This is a genomic window from Isoptericola dokdonensis DS-3 (genome assembly GCF_001636295.1).
Taxonomy (GTDB): Bacteria; Actinomycetota; Actinomycetes; order Actinomycetales; family Cellulomonadaceae; genus Isoptericola; species Isoptericola dokdonensis.
In genome coordinates, this window is record NZ_CP014209.1 from 294,107 (window position 1) to 319,572 (window position 25,466).

The window sequence follows — 25,466 nt, forward strand, 5'->3', positions numbered from 1 at the left end:
CGCGCACCGCATGCCGGGGGACGGCGTGCGGCGGCGCGCGGGTCGGCGACGCCGGACCCGCGAGGACTCAGACCGTGAGGACAGGGGGGCCGCGTCGCCGCAGCAGGGAGAGCTCGGGGCCGTGCCGGGCGGGCCGGTGGCCGGCGGCCACGACGGCGGGGCGCACGGGACGCGGGGCGCCGACGGGCACGAGGTCGCGTCGCGGCAGCAGCCAGGACACGACCAGCCCGGCGAGGTGGCGCAGGTGGTGCAGCAGCGCCTCGCCGTGGAAGAGCAGCGCGGCGGTCGCCGCCGCGGCGGCGGCGTGCCACACCCACATCGTGGTGTCGCCCTGGAGGGCGGCGACGTTGGCGTCCGTCGACGCGGGCACGGGTGGGAGCTGGGCGTGGTGGGCGTGCGCGCCGCCGGTGCGCACGGCGCCGGTGGGGGTGCCGAGGACGAACAGGGTGTGGAAGGCGACCTGGCCGGCCGCGACGGACACGACGGCGCGCCAGCGGGCGGGTCGCCCGCCGACGAGCGTGCCCACCCAGAGGGACACCACCCACGGCGCGAGGACGCCGAGCAGGCCCGGGACGGCGCCGCCGCCCGCGACGTGCGAGGCGAGCGCGACACCCGTGGCGACGGTCGCGGCGACGCCGCCGCGCAGCACGCGGGCGGATCGGGGGCGACCGGTCGGGGACGACATCGCGTCCGATCCTAGGTCACCCCGGGGGCGGCACCCGGCCGGGCGGGGCGGGCTCGGGCGGAGGTGAGACCGGCGGCACACCCGCCAGGGGTGCGCCGCCGATCGCGGGGGAGCGGACAGGTCAGGCGCGCAGCCAGACGGTCGTGTCGGCGGGCAGCGTCGTGTCGACCGGGCCGGAGGCGAGCAGCACCTCGTGGCCGGCCGGCAGCTCGACGGGCGTGCTGCCGAGGTTGGCCAGCACGACGACGTCGCGGTTGCGCAGCGCGACGACGTCGGCGGCGTCCGCGTGGTCGGCGAGCCACGTCAGGCCGCCGTGCCCGAGGCCCTCGGCGCGACGGGTGTCGAGCGCCGCCCGGTACAGCTCGAACGTCGACGTCGGGTCGCCGTACTGGACGTCCGCGGCGTAGCGGCCGTAGGAGTCGGGCTGCGGGAGCCAGGTGGCGCCGGTGGGCCCGAACCCGTAGCCGGGGGCGTCGGCCTGCCAGGGCAGCGGCACGCGGCAGCCGTCGCGGCCGGCCTCCGCGCCGTCGGTGCGGAAGTGGCCGGGGTCCTGGCGGACCTCGTTCGGCAGGGTGGTGTGCTCGGGCAGGCCGAGCTCCTCGCCCTGGTAGAGGTACGCGGAGCCGGGCAGCCCGAGCATGAGCAGCGACGCGGCGCGGGCACGCCGCAGGCCGAGCTCCTCGTCGGGCTGCGGGTCGGTCGCGAACACGCCGTTGGGGCGCACGCCCGCGTCGGGCAGGCCGAGGCGGGTCGCGTGGCGCACGACGTCGTGGTTGGACAGCACCCAGGTGGTGGGCGCGCCGACCTCGTCGTTGGCCCGGTACGACGCCGCGACGACCCGGCGCAGCGCGGCGGCGTCCCAGCCGGTGGTGAGGAACGAGAAGTTGAACGCCTGGTGCATCTCGTCGGGGCGCACGTAGCGGGCGAGGCGCGACAGCGGCTCGACCCACGCCTCGGCCACGAGGCAGCGGTCGCCCTCGTACGCGGCGAGCACCCGGTGCCAGTCGCGGTAGATCTCGTGGACGCCGTCCTGGTCGAACATCGGACCCTGGTTGCCGGCGCCGGTGGAGCCGTCCTCGGGCGCGCCCGGGTCGGTCGCCTGCGCGTCGTCGCCGTCGCTGGAGCCCTCGACCATGGCGACGTGGCCGTCCCAGTCGGGCAGGCCGTCGGCCTTGATCATGCCGTGGGCGACGTCGACGCGGAAGCCGTCGACGCCCCGGTCGAGCCAGAACCGCAGGACGTCCTCGAACTCGGAGCGCACCTCCGGCTGCGTCCAGTCGAGGTCCGGCTGGGAGGAGTCGAACAGGTGCAGGTACCACTGGGGGCTGGGCTCGTCGTAGGCGTCGCCCGCGGCCGTGCTGGACGCCGCGAGGCGCGTCCACGCCGGGCCGCCGAAGATCGACTGCCAGTTGTTCGGGGGCTCGTCGCCGGCGGGGCCGCGGCCGTCGCGGAAGACGTACCGGGCACGCTCGGGGGACCCGGGGGCCGCGGCGAGCGCCTCCTGGAACCAGGCGTGCTGGTCGGAGGTGTGGTTGGGCACGAGGTCGACGATGACGCGCATGCCGCGGTCGTGGGCGCCCGCGAGCATCGTGTCGAAGTCCGCGAGCGTGCCGAACAGCGGGTCGACGTCGCGGTAGTCGGCGACGTCGTAGCCGGCGTCCTTCTGCGGGGAGCGGTAGAACGGCGAGAGCCAGACGGCGTCGACGCCGAGGTTCTTCAGGTGGTCGAGCTTCGACGTGATGCCGGGGATGTCACCGATGCCGTCGCCGTCGCCGTCCGCGAAGGAGCGGGGGTAGACCTGGTAGATGACGGCGTCGCGCCACCACTCGCGGGCGGCGTCGGACCCGACGTGCACGGTCGCGCCGAGCGGCAGCGCGGTCGTCGGGGTGGTCGGCTCGGTGGTGGCCATGGTGGTCCTCACGGTCGGGACGGAAACGGGTCAGCGCTGCAAGCGTACTGAAACTTCTTGCAAACTGTGAGCGCCCTCGATCGGGGCTCGTTCCAGGCTGCGCGTGGCCGACCGACCGCGCAAGGGCTCAGCGGCGCACGGGTCCCGTGGAGCCGCGAACCACGAGCTCGGGGGAGAAGAGCAGCTCCGTGCGCGGAGCGCGGTCGCCCGAGATCTCCGTGAGCAGGGCGCTGACGGCGGCGTGCGCCATCGCCTCGACCGGCTGGCGCACGGTCGTCAGCGGGGGCTCGGTGAACGCGATGAGCGGGGCGTCGTCGTAGCCGACGACCGAGACGTCGCCGGGCACCGACAGGCCGCGGGCCCGGGCGGCGCGCACGGCCCCCAGCGCCATGATGTCCGACCCGCACACGACCGCCGTGTGCCCGCCGTCGAACAGCTCGCCGGCGGCGACCTGACCGCCCTCGAGCGTGTACAGGGTGCTGAGGACGTGCCGCTGTGCGGCCGCCTCGTCGGCGGCCAGGCCGTGCCGCACCAGGGCGGCGGTGAACGCGTGCACCTTGCGCCGGGCGGGCACGTACCGCTCCGGCCCGATGGCCAGGCCGATCCGCGTGTGCCCCAGCGTGACCAGGTGCTGGACCGACACGTCGACGGCCTCGGCGTCGTCCGGCGAGACGAACGGGGCGTCGATGCCCGGGGCGTGGCCGTTGACCAGGACGATCGGCACGCCCTGGCTGCGCAGCAGCTCGTAGCGGCCGTGCTTGGCGCGGGTGTCGGCGTGCAGGCCGGAGATGAAGATGATCCCGGCCACGGAGTGGTCGACGAGGGTCGAGACGTACTCGTCCTCCGTGGTGCCGCCGGGCGCCTGCGTGCACAGCAGCGGCGTGTAGCCGCGCTGCGCGAGGACGGACTCGACCGCCTGGGCGAACGCGGGGAAGACGGGGTTGGTGAGCTCCGGCACGACGAGCCCCACGAGCCCCGCCGACCGGCCGCGCAGCGACGAGGGCCGCTCGTAGCCGAGGACGTCGAGGGCGGCGAGGACGGACTGGCGCGTCGAGCTCGCCACGCCGGGCTTGCCGTTGAGCACGCGCGAGACCGTCGCGGTGGAGACGCCGGCCTGCTCGGCCAGGTCGCTCAGTCGGGTGCGCACGCGGTCGATGGTAGGGGACAACCAGGTCACCGGCCTGTGACTGTTCCCAGTCGAGACGCGTTTCGGCAGTCTGTTGCCGAAACGTTATTGCAAGATCTTGCAAGAACCGTCGACAGGGATCTAGATTCACGCTCAGCCGGGCCCCGGCGTCCACGCCACCGGGCCATCATCGACATGCTGGGAGAACCCCGATGCGACGGAGCATCCTGCTCGCCTCCGCCCTCGTCACGACCCTCGCGCTGAGCGCGTGCGGTTCGTCCGAGGAGCCCGCCGCGCCGGCCGAGGAGCCGACCGACGCCGCCACCACCGGGGCCGCGGGCTCCGGCGAGCCCCTCACCGTGTGGGTGGACGAGACCCGCCAGGCCGCCGTCGAGGCCGCCGCCGAGGACTTCACCGCCGAGACCGGCACCGAGGTCGAGCTCGTGCTGAAGAACTTCGAGGACATCCGCACCGACTTCATCGCCCAGGTCCCCACCGGCGAGGGCCCCGACATCACCGTCGGCGCGCACGACTGGCTCGGCGAGCTCATCACCAACGGCGTCGTCGCCCCGGTCGAGCTCGGCGACAAGGCCGCCGAGTTCGAGGAGGTCGCCGTCCAGGCGTTCACCGCCGACGGCCAGGTCTACGGCCTGCCCTACGCCATCGAGAACATCGCGCTCATCCGCAACACCGAGCTCGCCCCGACGCCGCCCGCCACCTGGGACGAGCTCCTGGAGATGAGCAAGGACGTCGACGTCAAGTACCCGGTCCTCGTGCAGACCGGCACCGAGGGCGACCCGTACACGTACTACCCGTTCCAGACCTCGTTCGGCGCCCCGGTGTTCGAGCAGAACGCCGACGGCTCCTACTCGCCCGAGCTCGCCATGGGCGGCGAGAACGGCGAGGCGTACGCGCAGTGGCTCGCCGAGCAGGGCGACAACGGCACCCTGAGCACCGACATCACCTACGACATCGCCGTCGAGGCCTTCGCCAAGGGGCAGTCGCCGTTCATCGTCGGCGGTCCGTGGATGATCGAGCAGTTCGCCGACCTCGACCTCGCGATCAACCCGGTCCCGACCGCGGGCGACCAGCCCGCCCAGCCGTTCGTCGGCGTCCAGGGCTTCTACGTCAGCGCCCAGAGCGACAACGCGCTCGTCGCGAACGACTTCCTCGTCAACTTCATGGCCACGACCGAGGCGCAGACCGCCCTCTTCGAGGCCGGCGGCCGCCCGCCGGCGCTGACCGCCGCCGCCGACGCCGCGTCGACCGACCCGATCGTCGCCGGCTTCCGCGCCGTCGGCGCCGAGGCCGTCCCGATGCCGTCCATCCCCGAGATGGGTTCCGTGTGGGCCTTCTGGGGCGTGACCGAGGCCAACATCCTCACCGGCAAGGTCGACCCGGCCGAGGGCTGGCAGAAGATGATCGCCGACATCGAAGGCGCCCTCGGCTCCTGACGTCCAGACCTCTCACGACGGGCCGTGGCACGCGCCACGGCCCGTCGTGCGACCCGGAAGGCCCCACGATGAGCGACCCGAACCCCGGCGCGCGCAGCGCCACCGTCGAACGCCCCGGCCCCGCCGACGCCGTCCCGCCCGGCGGCGAGCGCGGGACCGCGCGACGGCCCCGCCCCGACGAGTCCCACGCCCGCCGCTACGGCGCGGGGTTCCTCGTCAAGCTCGCCCTCATGGCCGTCGTCGACGCGTTCGGCGTCTACGTCGTGTGGTCGGCGTGGGTCGCCGAGTCCTGGGTGATCCTCGGCGCGATGGTCGCCATGCTCGCGGTGGCGAACTGGGTGTACTTCTCGCGGCGCACGGTTCCGCTGAAGTACGTCCTGCCCGGGCTGGTGTTCCTGTTCACCTTCCAGGTCTTCACGATCGCCTACACCGGGTGGGTCGCCTTCACGAACTACGGCGACGGGCACAACTCCACCAAGGACGACGCCGTGGCGGCGCTGCTCGTGCAGAACGAGCGACGCGTCGAGGGCTCGCCGTCCCTGCCGCTGACCGTCGTCGCGGACGGCGACGAGCTCGGTTTCGCCGTCGTGCAGCCCGACGGCACGACCGCCGTCGGTGGCGCCGACGACCCGCTCGCCCCGGTCGACGCCACGGTCGCCGACGGCCAGGTCACGACCGTCGACGGCTGGCAGGTGCTGGACCGCCAGCAGGTCCTGGAGCGCCAGGACGAGGTGACGAACCTGCGCGTGCCCGTCTCCGACGACGAGGCCGACGGCTCCGTGCGCACCACCGACGCCCGCACCGGCTACGTGTACACCTCGGCGCTCGTCTACGACGAGGCCGCCGACACGATGACCGACACCACCACCGGCACGGTCTACACGCCGAACGACTCCGGCCAGTTCGAGGCAGCCGACGGCTCCACCCTGGCCGTGGGCTGGCGCGTCTTCGTCGGGCTCGACAACTTCACGCTCGCGTTCTCCGACTCGCGGTACGCCGGACCGTTCCTCCAGGTCGTGCTGTGGACGTTCGTGTTCGCGATCGCGTCGGTCGGCACGACGTTCCTGCTGGGCATGTTCCTCGCGTCCGTGATGAACGTGCCGATCCGGGGCCGCCGCGTCTACCGGACCCTGCTGATCCTGCCGTACGCCATCCCGGGGTTCGTCGCGCCGCTGCTGTGGTCCGGCCTGCTCAACCGCAGCTTCGGGTTCGTCAACCAGGTGCTGCTCGGCGGGGCCGCGATCCCGTGGCTCACCGACCCCTGGCTGGCCAAGTTCTCGCTCATCGCCGTGAACCTGTGGCTCGGGTTCCCGTACATGTTCCTCATCTGCACCGGCGCCCTGCAGTCGCTGCCGAGCGACGTCATGGAGGCCGCGAAGATCGACGGCGCGAGCCGGTGGCGCACCTGGCGGTCGGTGACGCTGCCCCTGCTGCTCGTCTCCACGACGCCGCTGCTCATCTCCAGCTTCGCGTTCAACTTCAACAACTTCGCCCTGGTGTACATGCTCACCGGCGGCGGGCCCCGCTTCGAGGACGCCTCCGTGCCGCTCGGGCACACCGACATCCTCATCACGATGGTCTACTCGGTCGCCGGCCTGGACGGGAACGCCCCGAAGAACTTCGGCCTGGCCAGCGCCCTGTCCATCGTCATCTTCCTGATCATCGCGACGATCAGCGCGGTCGCCTTCCGGCGGACCCGCGCGCTCGAGGAGATCAACTGACATGACCGCCACCACGCTCCCCGCCGCCACCCGGCCGGCCGTCCCGGCCCGCCGCCGGTCCGCGCGCCGCTGGTTCGCCGAGGTCGGCTGGCGCCACGTCGTCGGCGTCGTGTTCGTCGTCTACGCCGTCTTCCCGATCGTCTACGTGCTGTCCGCCTCGCTCAGCGAGTCGGGCACCCTCACCGGCTCCAACCAGCTCTTCGACTCCGTCAGCACCGCGAACTACGCGGCGCTCGCCGACACCCGGTTCTGGGAGTGGATGGGCAACTCCGTCAAGGTGGCGGTGGTCACCGCGATCGGGACGGTGCTCATGGGCGCGGCCGCCGCGTACGCGTTCAGCCGGTTCCGCTTCACGGGCCGCCGCGTCGGCCTCACCACCCTGCTGGTGCTGCAGATGTTCCCGCAGATGCTCGCGTTCGTCGCGATCTTCCTGCTGCTCATCAGCCTCGGCCAGGTGGTCCCGGCACTCGGCCTGAACTCCCACGTGGCGCTGGTCTGCGTCTACCTGGGCGGCGCGCTCGGGGTGAACACGTTCCTCATGTACGGGTTCTTCAACACGATCCCGCGCGAGCTGGACGAGGCCGCGAAGATCGACGGCGCCACGCACGCGCAGACGTACTGGACGATCATCCTGCGGCTCGTGACGCCGATCCTGGCGGTCGTGGCGCTGCTGTCGATCATCTCGACCTTCGGCGAGTTCGTCATCGCGCGCGTGCTGCTCCAGTCGGAGGCGAACTGGACGCTCGCCGTCGGCCTGTACTCCTGGGTGTCCAGCCTGCTCGAGGCGAACTGGGGCCTGTTCGCGGCCGGCGCGGTGATCTCCACCGTCCCGGTGCTCGCCCTGTTCCTGTTCCTGCAGAAGTACATCGTGGGCGGCCTGACCGCGGGTTCGGTCAAGGGCTGAGAACTGGTGGGGCCCGCCTGTGGCGGGGCTCACACCGTGGCCCTAGCCTGGGCGCATGACCGAGACGCGCAGCTACACCCCTGACCTGGGGCGGCTCACCGACGCCGCCGACGACTCGTTCTCCGTGCGCCGCGCGTACGGCGAACCGTACGAGCACCAAGGCCAGCTCGTGATCCCCGTCGCCAAGGTGTGGGGCGGCATGGGGACGGGGTCCGGCGGCGCCGGTGCGACCGGTTCCGGCGCGGGCTCCGGCACGGGCACGGGCAGCGGCAAGGGCACCGGGCAGATCGGTGGCTGGTCGCGCTCGTTCCGGCTGGGCTCGCCGGCCGAGAACACCGAGGGCGGCCCCGAGGACCACGGCGACGCGTCCGGCGACGCCCAGGGCGAGATCCGGGGCGAGACCCACGGCGACGGCTCGGGCGAGGGCAACGGCGGTGGCGGCGGCTACGGTCTGCAGGTCAAGCCGCTCGGCGTCTACGTCATCTCCGCCGAGGGCACGAGCTGGCAGCCCGTGCTCGACCTCAACAAGGCGATCGTCGGCGCACAGGTCGTCGGCATCGCGTTCGCGCTCGCCCTCGGGTGGGCAGTCGGGCGCCGTCGTCGCTGACCTCCGGCGGCGGCGTGCCCGCCGACCGGAAGGACAGCATGACCTCGCACCTGCTCGACCAGCCGCACCACGACGGCTCCGCGCTCCACGTCCCGCCGGGCACTCCCGCCCTCGGTGACACCGTGCCCGTCCGCGTCCGGGTGCCCCGGGCGGCGGGCGTCACCGGCGTCTGGCTGCGCACGGTGCGCGACGGCGAGCCGCGTCTGGTGGCGGCCCGCCCGGACGGCGGCACGGACGAGGAGACCTCGTACGTCGCCGAGGTCGACGTGCACAACCCCGTCACGCCGTACCGGTTCCTCCTCGACGGACCGGGTGGCTACCGCTGGCTCGACGGGCGTGGCGTGCACGCGCGGGAGGTGCCCGACGCCGGGAGCTTCCGCCTCACCACGCACGCCCCGGCGCCCGCCTGGCTGGGCGACGGGCTGGTCTACCAGGTGTTCCCCGACCGGTTCGCCCGCTCGGGCGCCGCGATCTCCCGGCCCGCGCCGGACTGGGCCGTGCCCGCCTCCTGGGACGACGAGCCCGCGGGCGACGGCCCGCTCGCCGGCACCCAGCTCTTCGGCGGCGACCTCGACGGGATCGTCGAGCACCTCGACCACCTCGAGGCCCTCGGGGTCGGCACCCTGTACCTGACGCCCGTGTTCCCCGGACGCTCGAACCACCGCTACGACGCCTCCACCTTCGCCGCCGTCGACCCGCTGCTCGGCGGCGACGCCGCGTACGCGCGGCTGGCGGACGCCGTGCACGCGCGGGGCATGCGGCTGATGGGCGACATCACCACCAACCACACCGGTGCCGGGCACGAGTGGTTCACCCGGGCCCTGGCCGACCCCGCCGCGCCGGAGCGGGACCTGTTCGTGTGGGCCGAGCCCGGCGGCGCCGACGTCGCGACCACCCCGGCCGGCGAGGGGTACGCGTCCTGGCTGGGGTTCGGCTCGCTCCCCAAGCTGGACTGGGGCTCGGACGAGACCTGGCACCGCATGGTCACCGGGCCCGACGCCCCGATCGGTCGCTACCTGCGCGCGCCGTACCACCTGGACGGCTGGCGCGTCGACGTCGCGAACATGACCGGCCGGTGGGGGAGCGACGACCGCACCCACGACGTCGCCCGTGCCCTGCGTGCGGCGATCGGCCGCGAGAACCCCGAGGCCGCGCTCGTCGCCGAGCACTTCCACGACGCCACCGCCGACCTCCTGGCGGGCGGCTGGCACGCCAACATGAACTACACGGGCTTCACGCGGCCGGTGTGGTCGTGGCTCGCGCTCGACGGGTCCCCGGTCGCCGCGCACGGGCTGCCCGTCGCGGGGGTGCGCCGCCCCGGCGGCTCGATGGTCGCCGCCATGCGCGACTTCGACGCCGGCGTGCCCTGGTCGGTGACGGCCCGGCAGTGGAACATGCTCGGCTCGCACGACACCCCGCGGCTGCGCACCGTCGTCGGGCCCGACGCCGTCGAGCTCGCGGTCACGCTGCTGCTCACCTACCCGGGCACGCCCGTGGTGTTCGCGGGCGACGAGGTCGGCGCGACCGGCGACAACGGCGAGCACGCCCGCACCACCATGGCGTGGGACCAGGCCGCGCACGGCGGACCGCGCTGGGACGCCGCCACCCTGGAGGTGTACCGGCGGCTGGCGGCGGTGCGGCGCGGGTCGTCGGCGCTGCGCGACGGCGGGATGCGCTGGGCCGTCGTCGAGGACGACGCCGTGGTGTTCCTGCGCGAGTCGCCCGCCGAGCGGGTGCTGGTGGTCGTGGCGCGCGGGCCGTGGTCCGGGGTGACCCTGCCGGGCCGGCTGCTCGCGCCGGGTGCCGAGCCCGAGCCGCTGTACGGCGAGGTGCCGGTCTCGGCCGGGCCGCAGGGCCTGCGGGTCTCCGGCGACGGCCCCGGGGTCGCCGTCGTGCGCCTCGCCTGACGCTGCTGTCTGCCGGTCAGGCCTGACGGACCGTCGCGGTCGCGCACCGGCCGTGCAGGAGGCACCGTGGGCAGGGACGACCGGAAGGAGGCCACGGTGGAAGGCATCGAGGTGCTGGAGGACCTGTACGCGCGGATCGGACCGACGGTCCGCCGTGCCGTCGACGGGCTCTCCCCGGAGGCGCTCACGGCCCGGCTCGATCCCGAGGCGAACACCATCGGCTGGCTCGCCTGGCACGTCGGCCGGGGGCAGGACCTGCAGGTGTCCGCCGCGCTCGGCCGCGAGCAGGTCTGGACCGCCGGCCGGTGGGACGAGAAGTTCGACCTCCCGTTCGGCCCGCAGGACTCCGGGTTCGGCCACACGCCGGACGACGTCGCCCAGGTGCGGTCGTCGGCCGGGCTCCTGCTCGGCTACGTCCAGGACGTGCAGAACGAGACCCTCGACGTCCTGACCGGCCTGACCGACGCCGACCTGGACACCGTCGTCGACCGGTCCTGGGACCCGCCTGTGACGCTCGGGGCCCGGCTGGTCTCCGTCGCCGTCGACGCCCTCGAGCACGCCGCGCAGATCGCGTTCCTGCGCGGGGTGCTGGAGCGCACGGGTCGCGCGTAGCGACGCCGGCCCGCGGCGGTCCGTCGTGCGTCCCACCGCGCCGCCCCTGTGGGAGCATCGTCGTGTGGCCACCGAGCAGATCGCCGTCCTCTCCGACGTCCACGGCAACCTCGGCGCCCTCGACGCCGTCCTCGCGGACGTCGCGGCACGCGGCATCACGCGCGTGATCAACCTCGGCGACGACGCGGGCAAGGGTCCCCGGGGCAGCGCCGTCGTCGACCGGCTGCGCGAGGTGTGCGAGGTCGACGTGCGCGGCAACTGGGACGACTTCCTGCCGCAGATCGCCGACGACGGGCCGCCGGAGATGGTGTGGTGGCGCGACGAGCTGCGCGCCGACCAGCTCGCGTGGCTCCGGAGCAAGCCGCTGTGCCACGACCTCGTGCTCTCGGGGCGCCGCATCCGCCTGTTCCACGCGTCGGCCGCGAGCGTGCACCGCAAGGTGCACTTCCACCACACGCCCGAGGAGTTCGCTGCGATGTTCGCCGCGACCGACCTCACCGGACCTGGCCCGACGCCCGACCTGGTCGGGTACGGCGACGTCCACGACGCCTACGTGGAGACCCACCGCTCCCGCACCCTGTTCAACACGGGCAGCGTCGGCAACCCGCTCGACGAGCCGACGCCCGTCTACACGATCCTCGAGGGCGTCCCGGACGCGACCGACCCGGCGCCCTTCGGTCTCACGCACGTGCGCGTGCCCTACGACGTCGAGGCCGAGCTCGACGTCGCCCGCACGCTCGGCATGCCGAGGTACGAGGAGTGGGCGGGCGAGCTGCGCACCGGCGTGTACCGGTACTCCCCGGACGCGAACCAGGCCGAACCCGTCGGCTGACCTCTGCGACGGCACGTCGGACGCCGCGGCTAGGCTTCGCCCGTGCAGACGTTCTCGCAGGACGCGTTCGACCCCACCGTGGTCCCCGCCGGCCCGCGCCCGGCCCACGGCGAGCGGGGCACGCCGTCCTACGGCGACCACGACGTCGAGCGCTGGCACGTCGAGTCGCCCAAGTCGAAGGACCGCACCCCGTTCGAGCGGGACCGCGCCCGCGTCGTCCACTCGTCGGGCCTGCGGCGCCTCGGCGCCAAGACGCAGGTGCTCACACCCGGCAGCGACGACTTCGTGCGCACCCGCCTGACGCACTCCCTGGAGGTCGCGCAGGTCGGCCGCGAGATGGGGCGCGCGCTCGGCTGCGACCCCGACCTCGTCGACACCGCCTGCCTCACCCACGACATCGGCCACCCCCCGTTCGGCCACAACGGCGAACGGGCGCTCGCCGAGCTCGCCGCCGACGTCGGCGGCTTCGAGGGCAACGCGCAGACCCTGCGGCTCCTCACCCGGCTCGAACCGAAGATCGTCGCCGACGACGGCGCGCCCCGCGGCCTCAACCTCACGCGCGCCTCCCTCGACGCGAGCGTCAAGTACCCCTGGCGGCTCGGCGCGGGACCGGCTCGACCCGACGGCCGCCCCACGCACAAGTTCGGCGTCTACCCCGACGACGCCGCGGTGTTCGCCTGGCTGCGCGAGGGCGCCCCCGCCGGCGGCGTGCGCTGCATGGAGGCGCAGGTCATGGACCTCGCCGACGACATCAGCTACTCCGTGCACGACGTCGAGGACGCCGTCGTCGGCAGCCGCCTCGACCTGCGCGTGCTCGACGACGCCGACGAGCGTCGGCGTGTCGTCGAGCACGTGCGCGCCTGGTACGGCGACTGGCACGACCCCGACGCCCTCGACGCCGCCCTGTGCCGCCTGCGGGACACCGGCTACCTCGTCACCGAGTTCGACGGGTCCCGGCGGGCGCTCGCGGCCCTCAAGGACGCCACCAGCCAGCTCATCGGCCGGTTCAGCGGTGCGGCGCAGCGTGCGACCCGGGACCGCTACGGGGACGGCCCGCTGACGCGCTACGCGGCGCGCCTGGTCGTGCCGGACGAGACCGCCGACGAGATCCTCGCGCTCAAGGGCGTCGCGGTGGCGTACGTCATGGCGCCGCGCGAGGCGGAGCCGGTGTACACGGCGCAGCGGGAGATCGTCGCGGAGCTGGTCGAGGTGCTGACCGACCGCGCGCCCGTCGCGCTGGAGCCCCAGTTCGCGGCCGACTGGCGCGAGGCGGCGGACGACGCCGCCCGGCTGCGGGTCGTCGTCGACCAGGTGGCGTCCCTCACGGACGTGTCGGCGACACAGCTGCACGCACGCCTGGTGCGGGGCGAGGGCTGACGCCGGGGCCGCGCCGCGGGCCTAGACTGCGCACGTGGCTGGGCTGATCAAGCGGGAGGACGTGGAGGCGGTCCGTGAACGTGCCCGGATCGACGAGGTCGTCGGGGCGCACGTCACGCTGAAGCCCGCCGGGGTCGGTTCGCTCAAGGGGCTGTGCCCCTTCCACGACGAGCGCAGCCCGTCGTTCCACGTCCGCCCCGGGGTGGGCCGCTGGCACTGCTTCGGCTGCGGCGAGGGCGGCGACGTCATCTCGTTCGTGCAGAAGATCGACGGCATGGGCTTCACGGACGCCGTCGAGCACCTCGCCGCCCAGGCCGGCATCCAGCTCCGCTACGAGGACGCCCGCACGGGCGCGGCGGCGCAGCGCGGGCCGCGGGAGGAGCCGGGCCGCCGGCAGCGGCTCATGGAGGCGCACCGGGTCGCCGCCGAGTTCTACGCCGAGCAGCTGTTCGGGCCGGACGCCCAGGCGGCCCGCGCGTTCCTCGCCGAGCGCAGCTTCGAGCGCGCGGACGCCGAGACGTTCGGCGTCGGGTTCGCGCCCACCGGCTGGGACGCCCTCATGCGCCACCTGCAGGGGCGCGGGTTCACCCAGCCCGAGCTGATCGCGTCCGGGCTGGTGAGCCAGGGGCAGCGCGGCGTCTACGACCGCTTCCGCGGGCGCCTCGTGTGGCCGATCCGCGACGTGACAGGTGCCGTCATCGGGTTCGGTGCCCGGCGCCTCTTCGAGTCCGACCAGGGCCCGAAGTACCTCAACACCCCCGAGACCACCCTGTACAAGAAGGCGCAGGTGCTCTACGGGATCGACCTCGCCAAGCGCGCCATCGCGCAGTCGAAGCGGGTCGTCATCGTCGAGGGGTACACCGACGTCATGGCGGCGCACCTGTCGGGCGTCGACGTCGCCGTGGCCACGTGCGGCACGGCGTTCGGCGGCGACCACGCGAAGGTCGTCCGCCGCCTCCTGGGGGACACCACCGCCGGGGGCGGGCTCCAGCTCGCGTCCGGGGCGTCGCTCGGCGGCGAGGTCATCTTCACGTTCGACGGCGACGCCGCCGGGCAGAAGGCCGCCATCCGCGCGTTCGGCGAGGACCAGCGCTTCCACGCGCAGACGTTCGTCGCGGTCGAGCCGAGCGGCATGGACCCGTGCGACCTGCGCATGGCGCGCGGCCCCGAGGCCGTACGCGCGCTCGTGGACGGCCGGGTGCCGCTGTTCGAGTTCGTCATCCGCACCACCCTGCGCGAGTTCGACCTGGACACCGTCGAGGGGCGGGTCGGGGCGCTGCGCTCGGCGGCACCGCTCGTCGCGGGCATCCGGGACCGCTCGATGCAGCTCGGGTACAGCCGCAACCTCGCCCGGTGGATCGGCCTGGACCCCGAGGAGGTGCGGCGCGAGGTCGGGCGGTCGGCGAAGCGCGGCACCCCGGCGCGCCGCGTCGACGACCGGCCCGCCGCGCCCGACGCCGCGGCGCCGTCGTCCGGGCCCGTGCTCGCCGCGCCGGACCCGTCCGACCCGGTCGCGCGGATCGAGCGGCTCGCGCTCGTCGTCGTCCTGCAGTACCCGCAGCACGTCCCCGCCACGTTCGACGACCTCGACGCGGACGCCTTCGCCACGCCCGCGTGGCGTGCCGTGCACGCCGCCGTCCGGGCCGCCGGGGGAGTGACCGCCGGCGCCGGGCTCGGCGGGGGACGCTGGGTCGAGGCCGTGGTCACCGAGGCGGGGGACGCCGTCGCGCCGTTGGTCACCGAGCTGGCCGTCGCTCCCGTGCCCGAGGACCGCGAGTCCGCCATCGCGGCCTACGTCGTCGACGTGGTGCGCAAGGTCGCCGACCTCGGCCTCACCCGTCGCATCGCCGACGCCAAGAGCCGCGTGCAGCGTCTCGACCCGGCCGCGGACCCCGACGGCTACCAGGACGCGTTCACCCGGCTCCTGGCCATCGAGGCAGAACGGCGTCGCCTGCGCGAGAGCGTCTGACGGGGTTCGCCGGCCGGGCCGGTTCCGGTCGCGCACGGGGTCTTCCCTGGACACGATGGGGTCACGTCCCATCGAAGGAGTTGCGATGCCCACCGGCAAGAAGCTGCCCACCTACACGGTCCCGACCCTCACCACCGAGGACGGCGCGAAGGTCGCCGCCATCCTCCAGGACCGGCTCAACGCGCTCACCGATCTGCACCTCACGCTCAAGCACGTGCACTGGAACGTGGTCGGTGTCCACTTCATCGCCGTCCACGAGATGCTGGACCCGCAGGTCGACGCCGTGCGGCTCATGGCGGACGACGTCGCCGAGCGCATCGCCACCCTCGGCGGTGAGCCGATCGGCACGCCGGGTGCGCTGGTCGCGTCCCGCACCTGGGAGGACTACAGCCTCGGCCGCGCGACGACCATCGAGCACCTGGGTGCCCTCGACGAGGTCTACCAGGGGGTCATCACCGACCACCGGCAGGCCGCCGAGGCCACGGCCGAGCTCGACGACGTCACCAACGACCTGCTCATCGGCAACCTGCGCGAGCTGGAGCAGTTCCACTGGTTCGTCCGCGCCCACCTGGAGTCGTCGTCCGGCGAGCTCTCCACCGCCGGTGCCACGACGGAGGTCGACGCCGCCCGCGCGGCAGGGAAGTCCGACCAGGGCTGACCCTCTGCCGGCCGAACGACGAAGGCCCGGCGACTCTGTCGAGTCGCCGGGCCTTCATGCTGGGCTCCCGCGGTTGGACTTGAACCAACGACCGTCCGATTAACAGTCGGATGCTCTGCCAGCTGAGCTACGCGGGATCGTTTCGCTGCGCTTTGCGCCGCGAACCGGAGATAACAGTACCAGGTCTACCGGGGTAGTCCGCACGCCTCCCGGAGGCGTGCTTCGGTGGCGTCCACCACGTCGGTCACGGTGCGATCGGCCAGGTCCACGCCCTGCCCGGCGACCGCCTGGGAGAAGAGCGAGCCGTCCCGGTCGCGGCGCACGGCGACTTTCACGGTGCCCGTGGGGACGGTCACGGTGTCGGCCAGGACGACGGAGCGCAGGACCCGTTCGTGGACGACGGCGGGCAGGTTCGTGGCGGTCGCGTCCACGAGGGGCAGGCCGAGCGTCGGGGCGGCATCGACCCACTCGACGGCGATCGTCGAGCGGTGCGGGTCGAACGCCGCCTTGTCGACGTCGCACCACGGGCGGCGCAGGACGACGTCGGCCGCGGGCAGGGCGGTGACGACGACGAGATCGGCGGTGGTGGCCACGGCCCACCGTCCGTCGGCGAGCTCGGCTCCGGCGAGGACCTTCTCCGGGCCGGTGACGGGCACGGCGGCGCGGACGGCGCGGGGGGTGCGACGGGCGGGCATGGGGCCACCGTACCGGCGGTGCGGGGGCCGGGATGCGCAACGTGTTGCCCAGGGATAGCGTCGAGGGGTAGTCGACTCCAGGAGGCATCAGATGAGCATCGGTGACAAGGCCAAGCACGCCGCCGAGGAGGCCGCCGGCAAGGTGAAGGAGGCCACCGGCAAGGCGACCGACAACGAGCGCCTCGAGGCCGAGGGCCAGGCGGACCAGTCGAAGGCGAACATCAAGCAGGCGGGCGACGACGTCCGCGACGCGTTCAAGAAGTAGGGCGCGCAGCACCGACCCTGACGAGGGCGGCACCCGTGGGGTGCCGCCCTCGTCGTGCGCCCGGGCGTGCTGGTCGCGGGGCCGCACCGCCTGCCGGTGACGGCGGGCTCAGTGGCGGCGGTGGTCGACGAACGTCGGGCGCGGTGACCGGCGCGGTACCGCGCCCCACAGCCCGCCGACCTCCAGGAGCCGCACCACCCGGTAGCGGTGCGGGCGGTAGGGCGCGAGCGTGGCGACCATCTCGTCGTCGTCGAAGGGCCGTCCCGCGAGGACCAGCCCGACGACGCGCGCCAGGTGGAAGTCACCGACGGACAGCGCGTCGGCGTCGCCGAGGGCGCGCTGCCCGGTCTCGGCCGCCGTCCAGGCGCCCACCCCGCGCAGCGACCGCATGCGCTCGGCAGCCTCCTGCGGGGCGAGAGCCGCGAGCCGTTCCAGGCTCGACCCCACCTCGGCGCACCGTGTCACGGTGCGGGCCCGGCCCGGGTCGATACCGGCCCGGTGCCACTCCCACACCGGGATCGTGGCCCACCGCCGCGCCGACGGCACCACCGTCATCGGCACCGGCGTGGGGCCGGGCGCCGGCGTGCCGAACCGGTGCACCAGGTGCCGCCACCCGGCCTGCGCCTGCACCCCGATGACGCGCTGCTCGAGGACCGCGGGCACGAGCGCCTCCAGCACCCGCCCGCTGCGCGGCACGCGGACCGCCGGGTGGCGGCGGTGCAGGTCGGCGAGCAGCGGGAGGTCCGGGGTGAACCCTGCCGGGTCGTCCCGCGCTCCGCACAGGTCCGGCGCGAGGTCCGCGGCGGCCCGTGCGCCCTCGCCCCACGCGCGGCACGTCAGCGTCCCGTCGTCGCCGGGGGAGAGCAGCATCGTCGCGGGGCCGTCGTCCGTGAGCGTCGTCCGCCACACGCTGCGGCCGGTCACCTGGTGCGTCGGGTCGGCGCGGCCCCGACGCAGCGGCGCGAGGGTCGTCACGACGTCGGTCGGGTGGTCCGGCCGCCAGGTGCGCACAACGTCGGCGTCGTGCGGGACCGGTGGCTGCGCCATCCCACCAGGCTACGCAGGCTCGTCCTGCACCGGGCAGGATGGGAACCATGTCGGTCATCACGATCCAGCGCCTCGAGAACGGGGCGGTCGCCGTGGCGGTCGTCGTCGCCACGATCGCCGCCGACCAGCCGTGGTGGGCGCTGCTCGCGGCGTTCCTGCTCTTCGACCTCTCGGCGCTGGGCTACCTGCGCGGGCCGCGGGCCGGGGCGCTCGCCTACAACGCCGTGCACAGCTACACCGGCCCGGCGGTCGCCCTGGCGGCCTACGCCGCCCTGCTCCTGGCGGGCCACGACGTCGGCTGGCCGGCGCTGCTCGCCGCGTGCTGGGCGTTCCACGTCGCCGTCGACCGCGCGCTCGGGTACGGGCTCAAGCTGGAGGACTTCACGCACACCCACCTGGGGCGGATCGGGCGCGACCGGGGCGTCGCGGACGCCGGCGGCGCCATACCCGAGCGTTGACGGCTCGGACTGTGGCCGTGCGGGTGCGCCGCGCGTCGCCGTGGTGCCCCGTGCAGGACTTGAACCCGCGACCGAGAGATTATGAGTCTCCTGCTCTGACCAGCTGAGCTAACGGGGCGCGGCGGCGAGCCTACCGGAACGGCCGGCGTGCGCAGCGTCACGGCCGCGATGACCTGCCGGTCCGCAGGTCAGGGTCGCGTCGTGGAAGAATGCCGGGCATGGCGATGCGAGAGATCCGGGTGGTTCCCGACCCCGTCCTGCGGACGGCCTGCGACGAGATCACCACCATCGACGACAAGGTCAAGGGCCTGGTCGAGGACCTGCTGGAGACCGTCGACGCCGACGGCCGGGCCGGGCTCGCCGCCAACCAGATCGGTGTGAACCTGCGCGCGTTCTCCTGGAACGTCGACGACGAGATCGGCTACGTGCTGAACCCGCGGATCGTGGACCTGTCGGAAGAGACGCAGGACGGCGACGAGGGCTGCCTGTCGGTGCCGGGTCTGTTCTACCCGACGGTGCGTGCCTGGTACGCCCGGGTGGAGGGCATCGACCTCGACGGCAAGCCGGTGGTGGTCGAGGGCACGGACCTCCTGGCGCGGTGCCTGCAGCACGAGTGCGACCACCTGGACGGCAAGCTCTACCTCGACCGGTTGGAGCGCACCGTGCGCAAGAAGGCGATGCGGGAGCTGCGCGAGCGCCTCTGAGGAGCCTCAAATGTCCGAATCACTGTCGCGCGTGTCGGTGCCGTGGTGAAAGATGTGACGCAGGACGCAAGACGACACGCCGCTGCGACGTGCTGACCAGGAACTTCGTGGAGCTCGAGGACGTAGGGGAAGACGGACCTCGACACCCAGGGAGGACAACATGGCCGGTGCCATCACACGCGGTGTGCTCTTCGTGCACTCCGCTCCGCGCGCGCTGTGCCCCCACCTCGAGTGGGCGGCAGCAGGTGTGCTGGGCGGAGACGTCGCGCTGGACTGGACACCCCAACCGGCGGCGAGAGGGCTCTATCGTGCCGAGCACTCGTGGCAGGGTGCGCAGGGCACGGGGGCGCGCCTCGCCTCGGCGCTGCGCGGGTGGGACCACCTGCGCTACGAGGTGACCGAGGAGGCGAGCCACGGCGCCGACGGCGCCCGCTGGTCGCACACGCCGGACCTCGGCATCTTCCACGCCATGACGGACGTCCACGGGAACGTCGTCGTGCCCGAGGACCGCGTGCGCGCGGCCATGGAGCAGGCGCACGAGCCGCGCGCCCTGCGGGACGCGATGGACCTGGCGCTCGGCACGGCCTGGGACGACGAGCTGGAACCCTTCCGGTACGCCGGGGCGGGTGCGCCGGTGCGCTGGCTGCACCGCGTCGGGTAGCCCGCACCGTCCACCCTGGGGTACGACGACGGCGCCCCACCGGCCGCGAGAGATCGCGGGCGGTGGGGCGCCGTCGTGCGTGCGTCAGGCGTTGGTGACGACGAGGGCCACGTTGTGCCCGCCGAAACCGAACGAGTTGTTGATCGCCGCGATGTCGCCGTCGGGGAGCTGCGCGGGGGTGTCGCGCACGAGCGGCACCTGGAGCTCCGGGTCCGGCTGGGCGACGTTGATCGTCGGGGGAGCGAGCCGCTCGTGCACCGCCTTGACGGCGAACAGCGTCTCCAGGGCGCCGGCGCCGCCGAGCAGGTGGCCCGTCATCGACTTGGTCGCCGACAGCCGCACGTGGTCGGTCTCCGAGCCCAGGACGGTACGGATCGAGCGCGTCTCGGTGAGGTCGCCGACCTTCGTCGAGGTGGCGTGCGCGTTGATGTGGACCACGTCGCGGCCCTCGACGCCGGCGTCGGCGAGCGCGCGCCGCATCGCGGCGACCTGTCCCTTGCCGTCGGGGTCGGGGGACGTGATGTGGTAGGCGTCGGACGACAGCCCGACACCGGACAGCTTGGCGTACACGCGGGCGCCGCGGGCCGCGGCGTGCTCGGCGGACTCCAGCACCAGCACGGCGGCACCCTCACCGATGACGAAGCCGTCGCGGTCGACGTCGTACGGGCGCGACGCGCCGGCCGGGTCGTCGTTGCGCAGGGAGAGCGTGCGCGAGGCGCAGAACGCGGCGATCGGCATCGGGTGGATCGTCGCCTCGGTACCGCCGCACACGACGACGTCGGCGCGACCGTTGCGGATCATGTCGATGCCGTAGCCGATGGCCTCCGCGCCCGACGCGCAGGCGCTCACCAGGGAGTGCGCGCCGGCCTGGGCGCCGAACTCCAGCGAGACGTACGCGACCGGCGAGTTCGGCATGAGCATGGGGACGGTCATGGGCAGCACGCGGCGGGCGCCCCGCTCGCGCAGCACGTCCCAGCCGTCCAGGGTGGTCCAGATACCGCCGATGCCGGAGGACACGACGGCACCGAGCCGCTCGCCGTCGACCTCGGGGGCGCCGGCGTCCTGCCAGGCCTCCCGGGCGGCGATCATCGCGTACTGGGCCGACGGGTCCATCCGCTTGATCTCCGGGCGCGGGAGCACCTCCGACGGGTCGACCTTGATCGTCGCCGCGAAGGTCACGGGGATCTCGTACTTCTCCGACCAGTCGTTGTCCATCGTGCGCGCGCCGGACTGGCCGGCGAGCGCGGCCGCCCACGTCGAGGGGGCGTCCCCGGCGAGCGGGGTGGTGGCTCCGAGGCCGGTGACGACGACGTCGCGGGAGGCGGTCATGGTGGTGCTCCTGGTGACTGGGACGGACGGCGGGCGGCCCGGGACGGACCGGTGGGGCGGGGGCGGCCGGTGTCGCACCGGACCGCCCCCGCGCCGGGGGCCGGTCAGGCCTGGGCGCCCTCGATGAAGGAGACGGCGTCGCCGACGGTGGTGAGGTTCTTGACCTCGTCGTCCGGGATGCGGACGCCGAACTTGTCCTCGGCGTGGGTGACGATCGTCATCATCGACAGCGAGTCGATGTCGAGGTCGTCGGTGAAGGACTTCTCCGACGCGACGGCGTCGGTGGGCAGGCCGGTCTCCTCGGCGACGATCTCGGCGAGGCCCTCGAGGATCTCGGATGCGGTGTAAGCCATGGGGTTGCTCTCTCCTTGAACTGGGTGCCGGGCGTCCGGCACCGGGTCGTGGTGGCAGTGCGATTCTCGCGCACCACCGGGTTCGGACTCTACGGGGCCTTCGTCACGGCAGGACGACCACCTGGGCCGCGTAGACGAGACCGGCGCCGAAGCCGATCTGCAGGGCCAGGTCCCCGGACGACACCCGGCCCTCGGCGAGCAGCCGGTGCGCCGCGAGGGGGATGGACGCGGCCGACGTGTTGCCCGTCTCGGCGATGTCGCGGGCGACGACGACCGACTCGGGCAGGCGGAGCTGCTTGATCATCTGGTCGATGATGCGCATGTTCGCCTGGTGGGGGACGAACGCCTGGATGTCGTCGGGCTCGACGCCCGCCTCCGCCATCGCCTTCGCGGCGATCGGCGCCATCTGGAAGCTCGCCCACTTGAAGACCGTCTGGCCGTCCTGGCGCATGGTGGCGAACCCGGCGTCCGGGGAGTCGCGCAGGTCGGTCCACGGGTGCGTCTGGCGGATCGCCTGCGCGCGGGAACCGTCCGAGCCCCACACGGTGGGGCCGATGCCGGGGGTGTCCGACGGCCCGACGATCGCGGCGCCCGCGCCGTCCCCGAGGAGGAACGAGATGGTGCGGTCGGTCGGGTCGACGAAGTCGCTGAGCTTCTCCGCGCCGACGACGAGCACGTGCCGGGCCGCGCCCGACCGCACGAGGGCGTCCGCCTGGGCGATGCCGTAGGAGTACCCGGCGCACGCGGCGGAGACGTCGTAGGCGGCCGCGGGGGTGGCGCCCAGACGGTCGGCGAGCACGGCGGCGCCGGACGGCGTCTGGTGGAACCAGGTGATGGTCGACAGGATGACGGCGTCGACGTCGGCCCCGGTCAGCCCGGCGGCGTCCATCGCCCGGCGCGCCGCGGCCTCCGCGAGGTCGATGACGTCGACGTCCGCCGACGCGCGACGCCGGGTGACGATCCCGGTCCGCTGCCGGATCCACTCGTCGGACGAGTCGATCGGTCCGGCGACGTCGTCGTTCGTGACGGTCGCCGTGCCGCGCTCGGCCCCGAGCGCGAGGATCCGGGAGTGCCGGACCGGCTCGGCCTGGCGCAGCGCCTTGCGCGTGGTCACGCGGTGCCCTCGGCGGCGGTGGCGCCGGCGGCCACGGAGTGCCGGGCGATCAGGTCACGGGCGGCCTCGACGTCGTCGGGCGACTTCACGGCGACCAGCTCGACGCCCTTGAGGGAGCGCTTGGCGAGGCCCGCGAGCACGCCGCCGGGGGCGAGCTCGAGGATCGCGGTGACACCGAGGTCGGCCAGCGACGCCTGGCACAGGTCCCAGCGCACGGGTGCGGTGACCTGGGCGGTGAGGCGGGCGAGCACGTCGGTGGAGCGGCCGTGGCCGTGCGCGCCCTCGCCGAGCGTGGCGTAGGCGGCGCCGTCGGCGTTGCTCAGCAGCGGCAGCCGCGGGTCGGTGGCGAGCCAGGTGGTCGCGACCTTCTCGAACGCCGTGCGGGCGGCGTCCATGTAGGGCGTGTGGAACGCGCCGGCGACCTGCAGGGGGATGACGCGGGCGCGCGTCGGCGGCTGCTCGGCGAGGGCCGCGAGCGCCTCGGGCGATCCGGCCGCGACGACCTGGCCGCCGCCGTTGACGTTCGCGGGGAACAGGCCCGCCGCCTCGATCGCGGCGAGCACCTCGTCCGGGTCGCCCCCGACGACGGCGCTCATGCCGGACGGCGTCGCGGCGGCGGCGTCCGCCATGGCCCGCGCGCGGTGCGACACGAGGCCCACGGCCCCGGCGTCGTCCAGGGCCCCGGCGACGGCTGCCGCGGCGAGCTCGCCGACGGAGTGCCCGGCGGTGACGTCGACGACGTCGGTCGTCGCCCGCCCGTCGAGGATCGTGCGCAGTGCGAGCAGCGAGGCCGACACGATGAGCGGCTGGGCGACCGCGGTGTCGCGGATCGTCTCGGCGTCGGACGTGGTGCCGTGCTGGACGAGGTCCGTCCCGGCCGCGGCCGAGAAGGAGTCGAGCAGGTCGGAGGTGCCGGGCAGCTCGAGCCAAGGCGCGAGCATCCCGGGGGTCTGAGAGCCCTGTCCAGGGCAGACGACGGCGAGCACGAGTCCACGGTGCCACCTGGCTCCGACGCCGGACCGTCGCGACGCGCACCAACCTCGACCAGGCCGATTGTGGGAATCCTCAATCGGGGGGCCGTGCGGGGGCGCGTCGCGGCGGGAGCGTCAGCCGTCGGTGCCGAGCTGGCCCAGGGCGAGCGCCACCTGCAGCACGAACGACTCGCGGGCGTCGAGCGGGTCCCACCCGGTGATCTCGGAGACCTTGCGCAGCCGGTACCGCACGGTGTTGGGGTGCACGTACAGCCGACGCGCCGCCGCCTCCAGGGAGCGGCCGGTGCCCAGGTAGGCCGACAACGTCTCCAGCACGGACCCGGTGGCCTCCTGCAGCGGCCGGTAGGCCTGCGCGACGAGGGTGCGCCGGGCCGTGACGTCCCCGGTGAGCACCCGTTCGGGCAGCAGGTCGTCGGCGAGGACGGGCCGCGGGGCCTGCGGCCAGGCGGGTGCGGCGGCGAGCCCGGCGAGGGCCGACCGGGCCGACGCCGTCGCCTCGCCCATCGACGGCACCACGCCGCCGAACACCACGGGGCCGGGGCCGAACCGCCCGACCAGGGCGGTCGCCGCCGCGACGAGGTCGCCCTCGCCGCCCAGGACGAGGACCAGCCGGTCGCCGTGGATCCCCACCAGCGTGTCACCGGCGGCGCGGCGGGCGGCCCGGCGCAGCTCGGCGGTCGCGACGTCGTCCAGGCTGTCGGTCGTCTCGCCCACCACGACCAGCACCTGCCCCCGCCCGCTCCAGCCGAGCGCGGAGATGCGCGAGCGCAGGGCGTCGTCGGTGTCGCCGCGCACGATCGCGTCGACGACGAGCGCCTCCAGGCGCGCGTCCCACGCGCCGCGCACCTCGGCGGCCCGCGCGTAGACCTCGGCCGCGGAGAACGCGACCTCGCGGGAGTAGCGCAGCACCGACTCGCGCAGCTCGCGCTCGAATCCCGGCGCGGCGATCTGGTCGGAGTTCGACTCGACGACGTCGACCATGAGGCGCACGAGCTGCAGGGTGTGCTGCAGGGAGATGGAGCGGGTGAGCTCCGGCGGGGCGGCCGCGAACATCTCGCCGACGCCGTGGGGCGTCTGGGTCGGGTCGGCGAACCAGGTCGCGAACGAGGTGATGCCCGACTGGGCGACCAGCGCGACGTAGGACCGGTCCTCGGCGGGCAGCTGCCGGTACCAGTGGACCTCCTCGTCGAGGCGGCGCATCGCCGCGGCGGTGAGCAGGCCCAGCCCGTCGCGGACGCGACGGACGTTCTCGTCACGCGAGACGGTGGAGGAGGACATGGTCTGAGGATAGGGCCTGGGTTGTGGGGAACGCACAAAGCGGTGGGCGTGCGTCGCGGTCGGGCGGTTCGCCCGCCCGGGCGTCACCCGCAGGGGATAGGGTCGGGTGCATGGCCCTGATGCCCCGTCTGCGTCAGCTTCTGCGACGCCCGCGCTCCTCGTCCAGGATCGGCGTGCGGCGCCCGACGGGGAACCGACGCCGAGGAGATGCTGTGCACGAGGACGCGCTGCGGGCGATGCTGCACGACGACCCGAACGACCGTCGTGCGTTCGCCGCGCTCGCCGAGCTGGTCCGCCGCCGGGCGGCCGATCCCACCAGCCCCGACGACCCGCTCGCGGCGCTGCCCGAGGAGGAGCGCGTCGAGGCCGCCGACCTGGCCGTCTGGTCGCTCGCCGAGGAGCTGGCCGGCCACCCCCGGGCGTGGCGTCCCCTGCTGGAGCTCGGGCGGCTGTCCGTCGCCGACGACCCCGAGGGCGCGATGCGCCGCTTCACCACCGCGGCCGAGCGGGACCCGTCCGGGCAGGCCCTCGCCGAGGGGCTCGAGGTGCTGCGGGACGCCGGGCTGCCTGTCGAGGCGCTCGGGCTCGGCATCGGGCACTGGCGGGTGCGCGAGCACGACGTCGAGGTGGGCCGCCAGCTCGTCCTCGCCGCCGTCGAGGCCGACCGACTCGACGAGGCCCGACGGCACCTCGCCGCGCTCGAGTCGCACGGCGACGCCACCGCCGTCGCCGCGGTGCGGTCCGAGCTGGTGGCCGCCATCGACGCCGCCGAGGTGGCGGGCTCCACCGCCTGACCGCGGTCCCGCGCA

Annotated in this window: 25 protein-coding genes and 2 tRNA genes; 15 read left to right on the forward strand and 12 right to left on the reverse strand. The window is 74.1% G+C overall.

Annotated elements, in window-relative coordinates:
* Positions 1-67: 67 nt before the first annotated feature.
* The 3 genes from I598_RS01325 to I598_RS01335 all read right to left on the reverse strand — a co-directional run bounded on the left by I598_RS01325 (position 68) and on the right by I598_RS01335 (position 3,741).
* Positions 68-685: a hypothetical protein gene (locus I598_RS01325; RefSeq protein ID WP_157557126.1), complete on the reverse strand. Its 618-nt coding sequence runs from the start codon at positions 683-685 to the stop codon at positions 68-70.
* A 121-nt stretch (positions 686-806) separates the two neighbouring features.
* Positions 807-2,594, reverse strand: a complete 1,788-nt coding sequence (locus I598_RS01330) for a glycoside hydrolase family 13 protein (RefSeq protein ID WP_083972753.1) — start codon at positions 2,592-2,594, stop codon at positions 807-809.
* Positions 2,595-2,721: 127 nt separating this feature from the next.
* Entirely contained in the window at positions 2,722-3,741 is a 1,020-nt protein-coding gene (locus I598_RS01335) for a LacI family DNA-binding transcriptional regulator (RefSeq protein WP_232314226.1), read from the reverse strand.
* A 191-nt stretch (positions 3,742-3,932) separates the two neighbouring features.
* Here I598_RS01335 and I598_RS01340 point away from each other — a divergent pair, with 191 nt between their 5' ends.
* The 10 genes from I598_RS01340 to I598_RS01385 all read left to right on the forward strand — a co-directional run bounded on the left by I598_RS01340 (position 3,933) and on the right by I598_RS01385 (position 15,761).
* Positions 3,933-5,174: a sugar ABC transporter substrate-binding protein gene (locus I598_RS01340; protein WP_068200616.1), complete on the forward strand. Its 1,242-nt coding sequence runs from the start codon at positions 3,933-3,935 to the stop codon at positions 5,172-5,174.
* A gap of 68 nt (positions 5,175-5,242) precedes the next feature.
* Complete coding sequence (locus tag I598_RS01345) at positions 5,243-6,895, forward strand: ABC transporter permease subunit (protein ID WP_068200618.1); 1,653 nt, start codon at positions 5,243-5,245, stop codon at positions 6,893-6,895.
* A 1-nt stretch (position 6,896) separates the two neighbouring features.
* Positions 6,897-7,799, forward strand: coding sequence for a sugar ABC transporter permease (locus I598_RS01350; RefSeq protein WP_068200620.1), 903 nt, complete (start codon positions 6,897-6,899; stop codon positions 7,797-7,799).
* A 55-nt stretch (positions 7,800-7,854) separates the two neighbouring features.
* A complete protein-coding gene (locus I598_RS01355) occupies positions 7,855-8,406 on the forward strand; it encodes a hypothetical protein (protein ID WP_068200622.1) in 552 nt (183 codons plus the stop codon).
* A 38-nt stretch (positions 8,407-8,444) separates the two neighbouring features.
* Positions 8,445-10,313 carry a glycoside hydrolase family 13 protein gene (locus tag I598_RS01360; RefSeq protein WP_068204722.1) on the forward strand — a complete coding sequence of 623 codons (1,869 nt, stop codon included), beginning with the start codon at positions 8,445-8,447 and terminating at the stop codon, positions 10,311-10,313.
* Positions 10,314-10,409: 96 nt separating this feature from the next.
* Entirely contained in the window at positions 10,410-10,925 is a 516-nt protein-coding gene (locus I598_RS01365; protein WP_068204725.1) for a mycothiol transferase, read from the forward strand.
* A gap of 64 nt (positions 10,926-10,989) precedes the next feature.
* A complete protein-coding gene (locus I598_RS01370) occupies positions 10,990-11,757 on the forward strand; it encodes a metallophosphoesterase family protein (RefSeq protein ID WP_068200624.1) in 768 nt (255 codons plus the stop codon).
* A gap of 78 nt (positions 11,758-11,835) precedes the next feature.
* Positions 11,836-13,134: a deoxyguanosinetriphosphate triphosphohydrolase gene (locus I598_RS01375; RefSeq protein ID WP_068204728.1), complete on the forward strand. Its 1,299-nt coding sequence runs from the start codon at positions 11,836-11,838 to the stop codon at positions 13,132-13,134.
* A gap of 34 nt (positions 13,135-13,168) precedes the next feature.
* Positions 13,169-15,103: a DNA primase gene (gene dnaG, locus I598_RS01380; protein ID WP_068200626.1), complete on the forward strand. Its 1,935-nt coding sequence runs from the start codon at positions 13,169-13,171 to the stop codon at positions 15,101-15,103.
* Positions 15,104-15,188: 85 nt separating this feature from the next.
* A complete protein-coding gene (locus I598_RS01385; protein WP_068200628.1) occupies positions 15,189-15,761 on the forward strand; it encodes a Dps family protein in 573 nt (190 codons plus the stop codon).
* Between the two features lie 64 nt (positions 15,762-15,825).
* On the opposite strand, the gene I598_RS01390 is transcribed toward I598_RS01385, so the two are convergent.
* A tRNA-Asn gene (locus I598_RS01390) sits at positions 15,826-15,898 on the reverse strand.
* Between the two features lie 48 nt (positions 15,899-15,946).
* Positions 15,947-16,456 carry a hypothetical protein gene (locus I598_RS01395; protein ID WP_068200630.1) on the reverse strand — a complete coding sequence of 170 codons (510 nt, stop codon included), beginning with the start codon at positions 16,454-16,456 and terminating at the stop codon, positions 15,947-15,949.
* Positions 16,457-16,547: 91 nt separating this feature from the next.
* On the opposite strand from I598_RS01395, the gene I598_RS01400 reads away from it, so the two are divergent.
* Positions 16,548-16,721: a CsbD family protein gene (locus tag I598_RS01400; RefSeq protein ID WP_068200633.1), complete on the forward strand. Its 174-nt coding sequence runs from the start codon at positions 16,548-16,550 to the stop codon at positions 16,719-16,721.
* A gap of 108 nt (positions 16,722-16,829) precedes the next feature.
* Here I598_RS01400 and I598_RS01405 read toward each other — a convergent pair whose 3' ends face one another.
* Positions 16,830-17,768 (reverse strand): DNA-3-methyladenine glycosylase family protein, encoded by a 939-nt coding sequence (locus I598_RS01405; RefSeq protein ID WP_068200634.1) that lies wholly within the window; start codon positions 17,766-17,768, stop codon positions 16,830-16,832.
* Between the two features lie 47 nt (positions 17,769-17,815).
* Here I598_RS01405 and I598_RS01410 point away from each other — a divergent pair, with 47 nt between their 5' ends.
* Positions 17,816-18,226 carry a DUF4260 family protein gene (locus I598_RS01410; protein WP_198155724.1) on the forward strand — a complete coding sequence of 137 codons (411 nt, stop codon included), beginning with the start codon at positions 17,816-17,818 and terminating at the stop codon, positions 18,224-18,226.
* A 41-nt stretch (positions 18,227-18,267) separates the two neighbouring features.
* Here I598_RS01410 and I598_RS01415 read toward each other — a convergent pair.
* Positions 18,268-18,344: transfer RNA gene (locus I598_RS01415), tRNA-Ile, on the reverse strand.
* A gap of 100 nt (positions 18,345-18,444) precedes the next feature.
* On the opposite strand from I598_RS01415, the gene def reads away from it, so the two are divergent.
* Both def and I598_RS01425 read left to right on the forward strand, forming a co-directional pair.
* Positions 18,445-18,930 (forward strand): peptide deformylase, encoded by a 486-nt coding sequence (def, locus tag I598_RS01420; RefSeq protein ID WP_068200638.1) that lies wholly within the window; start codon positions 18,445-18,447, stop codon positions 18,928-18,930.
* A 160-nt stretch (positions 18,931-19,090) separates the two neighbouring features.
* On the forward strand, positions 19,091-19,591 hold the full coding sequence (locus tag I598_RS01425; protein WP_068200641.1) for a DUF3145 domain-containing protein: 501 nt from the start codon (positions 19,091-19,093) through the stop codon (positions 19,589-19,591).
* A gap of 84 nt (positions 19,592-19,675) precedes the next feature.
* Here the strand turns inward: I598_RS01425 and I598_RS01430 are convergent, their stop codons facing one another.
* The 5 genes from I598_RS01430 to I598_RS01450 form a co-directional block, all read right to left on the reverse strand.
* Positions 19,676-20,920, reverse strand: coding sequence for a beta-ketoacyl-[acyl-carrier-protein] synthase family protein (locus I598_RS01430; protein WP_068200642.1), 1,245 nt, complete (start codon positions 20,918-20,920; stop codon positions 19,676-19,678).
* A 104-nt stretch (positions 20,921-21,024) separates the two neighbouring features.
* On the reverse strand, positions 21,025-21,273 hold the full coding sequence (locus I598_RS01435; protein WP_068200644.1) for an acyl carrier protein: 249 nt from the start codon (positions 21,271-21,273) through the stop codon (positions 21,025-21,027).
* Between the two features lie 103 nt (positions 21,274-21,376).
* Positions 21,377-22,387 (reverse strand): beta-ketoacyl-ACP synthase III, encoded by a 1,011-nt coding sequence (locus I598_RS01440; RefSeq protein ID WP_068200646.1) that lies wholly within the window; start codon positions 22,385-22,387, stop codon positions 21,377-21,379.
* Entirely contained in the window at positions 22,384-23,373 is a 990-nt protein-coding gene (locus tag I598_RS01445; protein ID WP_068200648.1) for an ACP S-malonyltransferase, read from the reverse strand. The genes I598_RS01440 and I598_RS01445 overlap by 4 nt, the downstream gene beginning before the upstream one ends.
* Before the next feature lie 120 nt (positions 23,374-23,493).
* Complete coding sequence (locus I598_RS01450) at positions 23,494-24,657, reverse strand: PucR family transcriptional regulator (RefSeq protein WP_068200650.1); 1,164 nt, start codon at positions 24,655-24,657, stop codon at positions 23,494-23,496.
* 212 nt (positions 24,658-24,869) lie between these two features.
* Between I598_RS01450 and I598_RS01455 the strand changes: the two genes are divergently transcribed.
* A complete protein-coding gene (locus tag I598_RS01455) occupies positions 24,870-25,451 on the forward strand; it encodes a hypothetical protein (RefSeq protein ID WP_335583270.1) in 582 nt (193 codons plus the stop codon).
* Positions 25,452-25,466 lie beyond the last annotated feature (15 nt).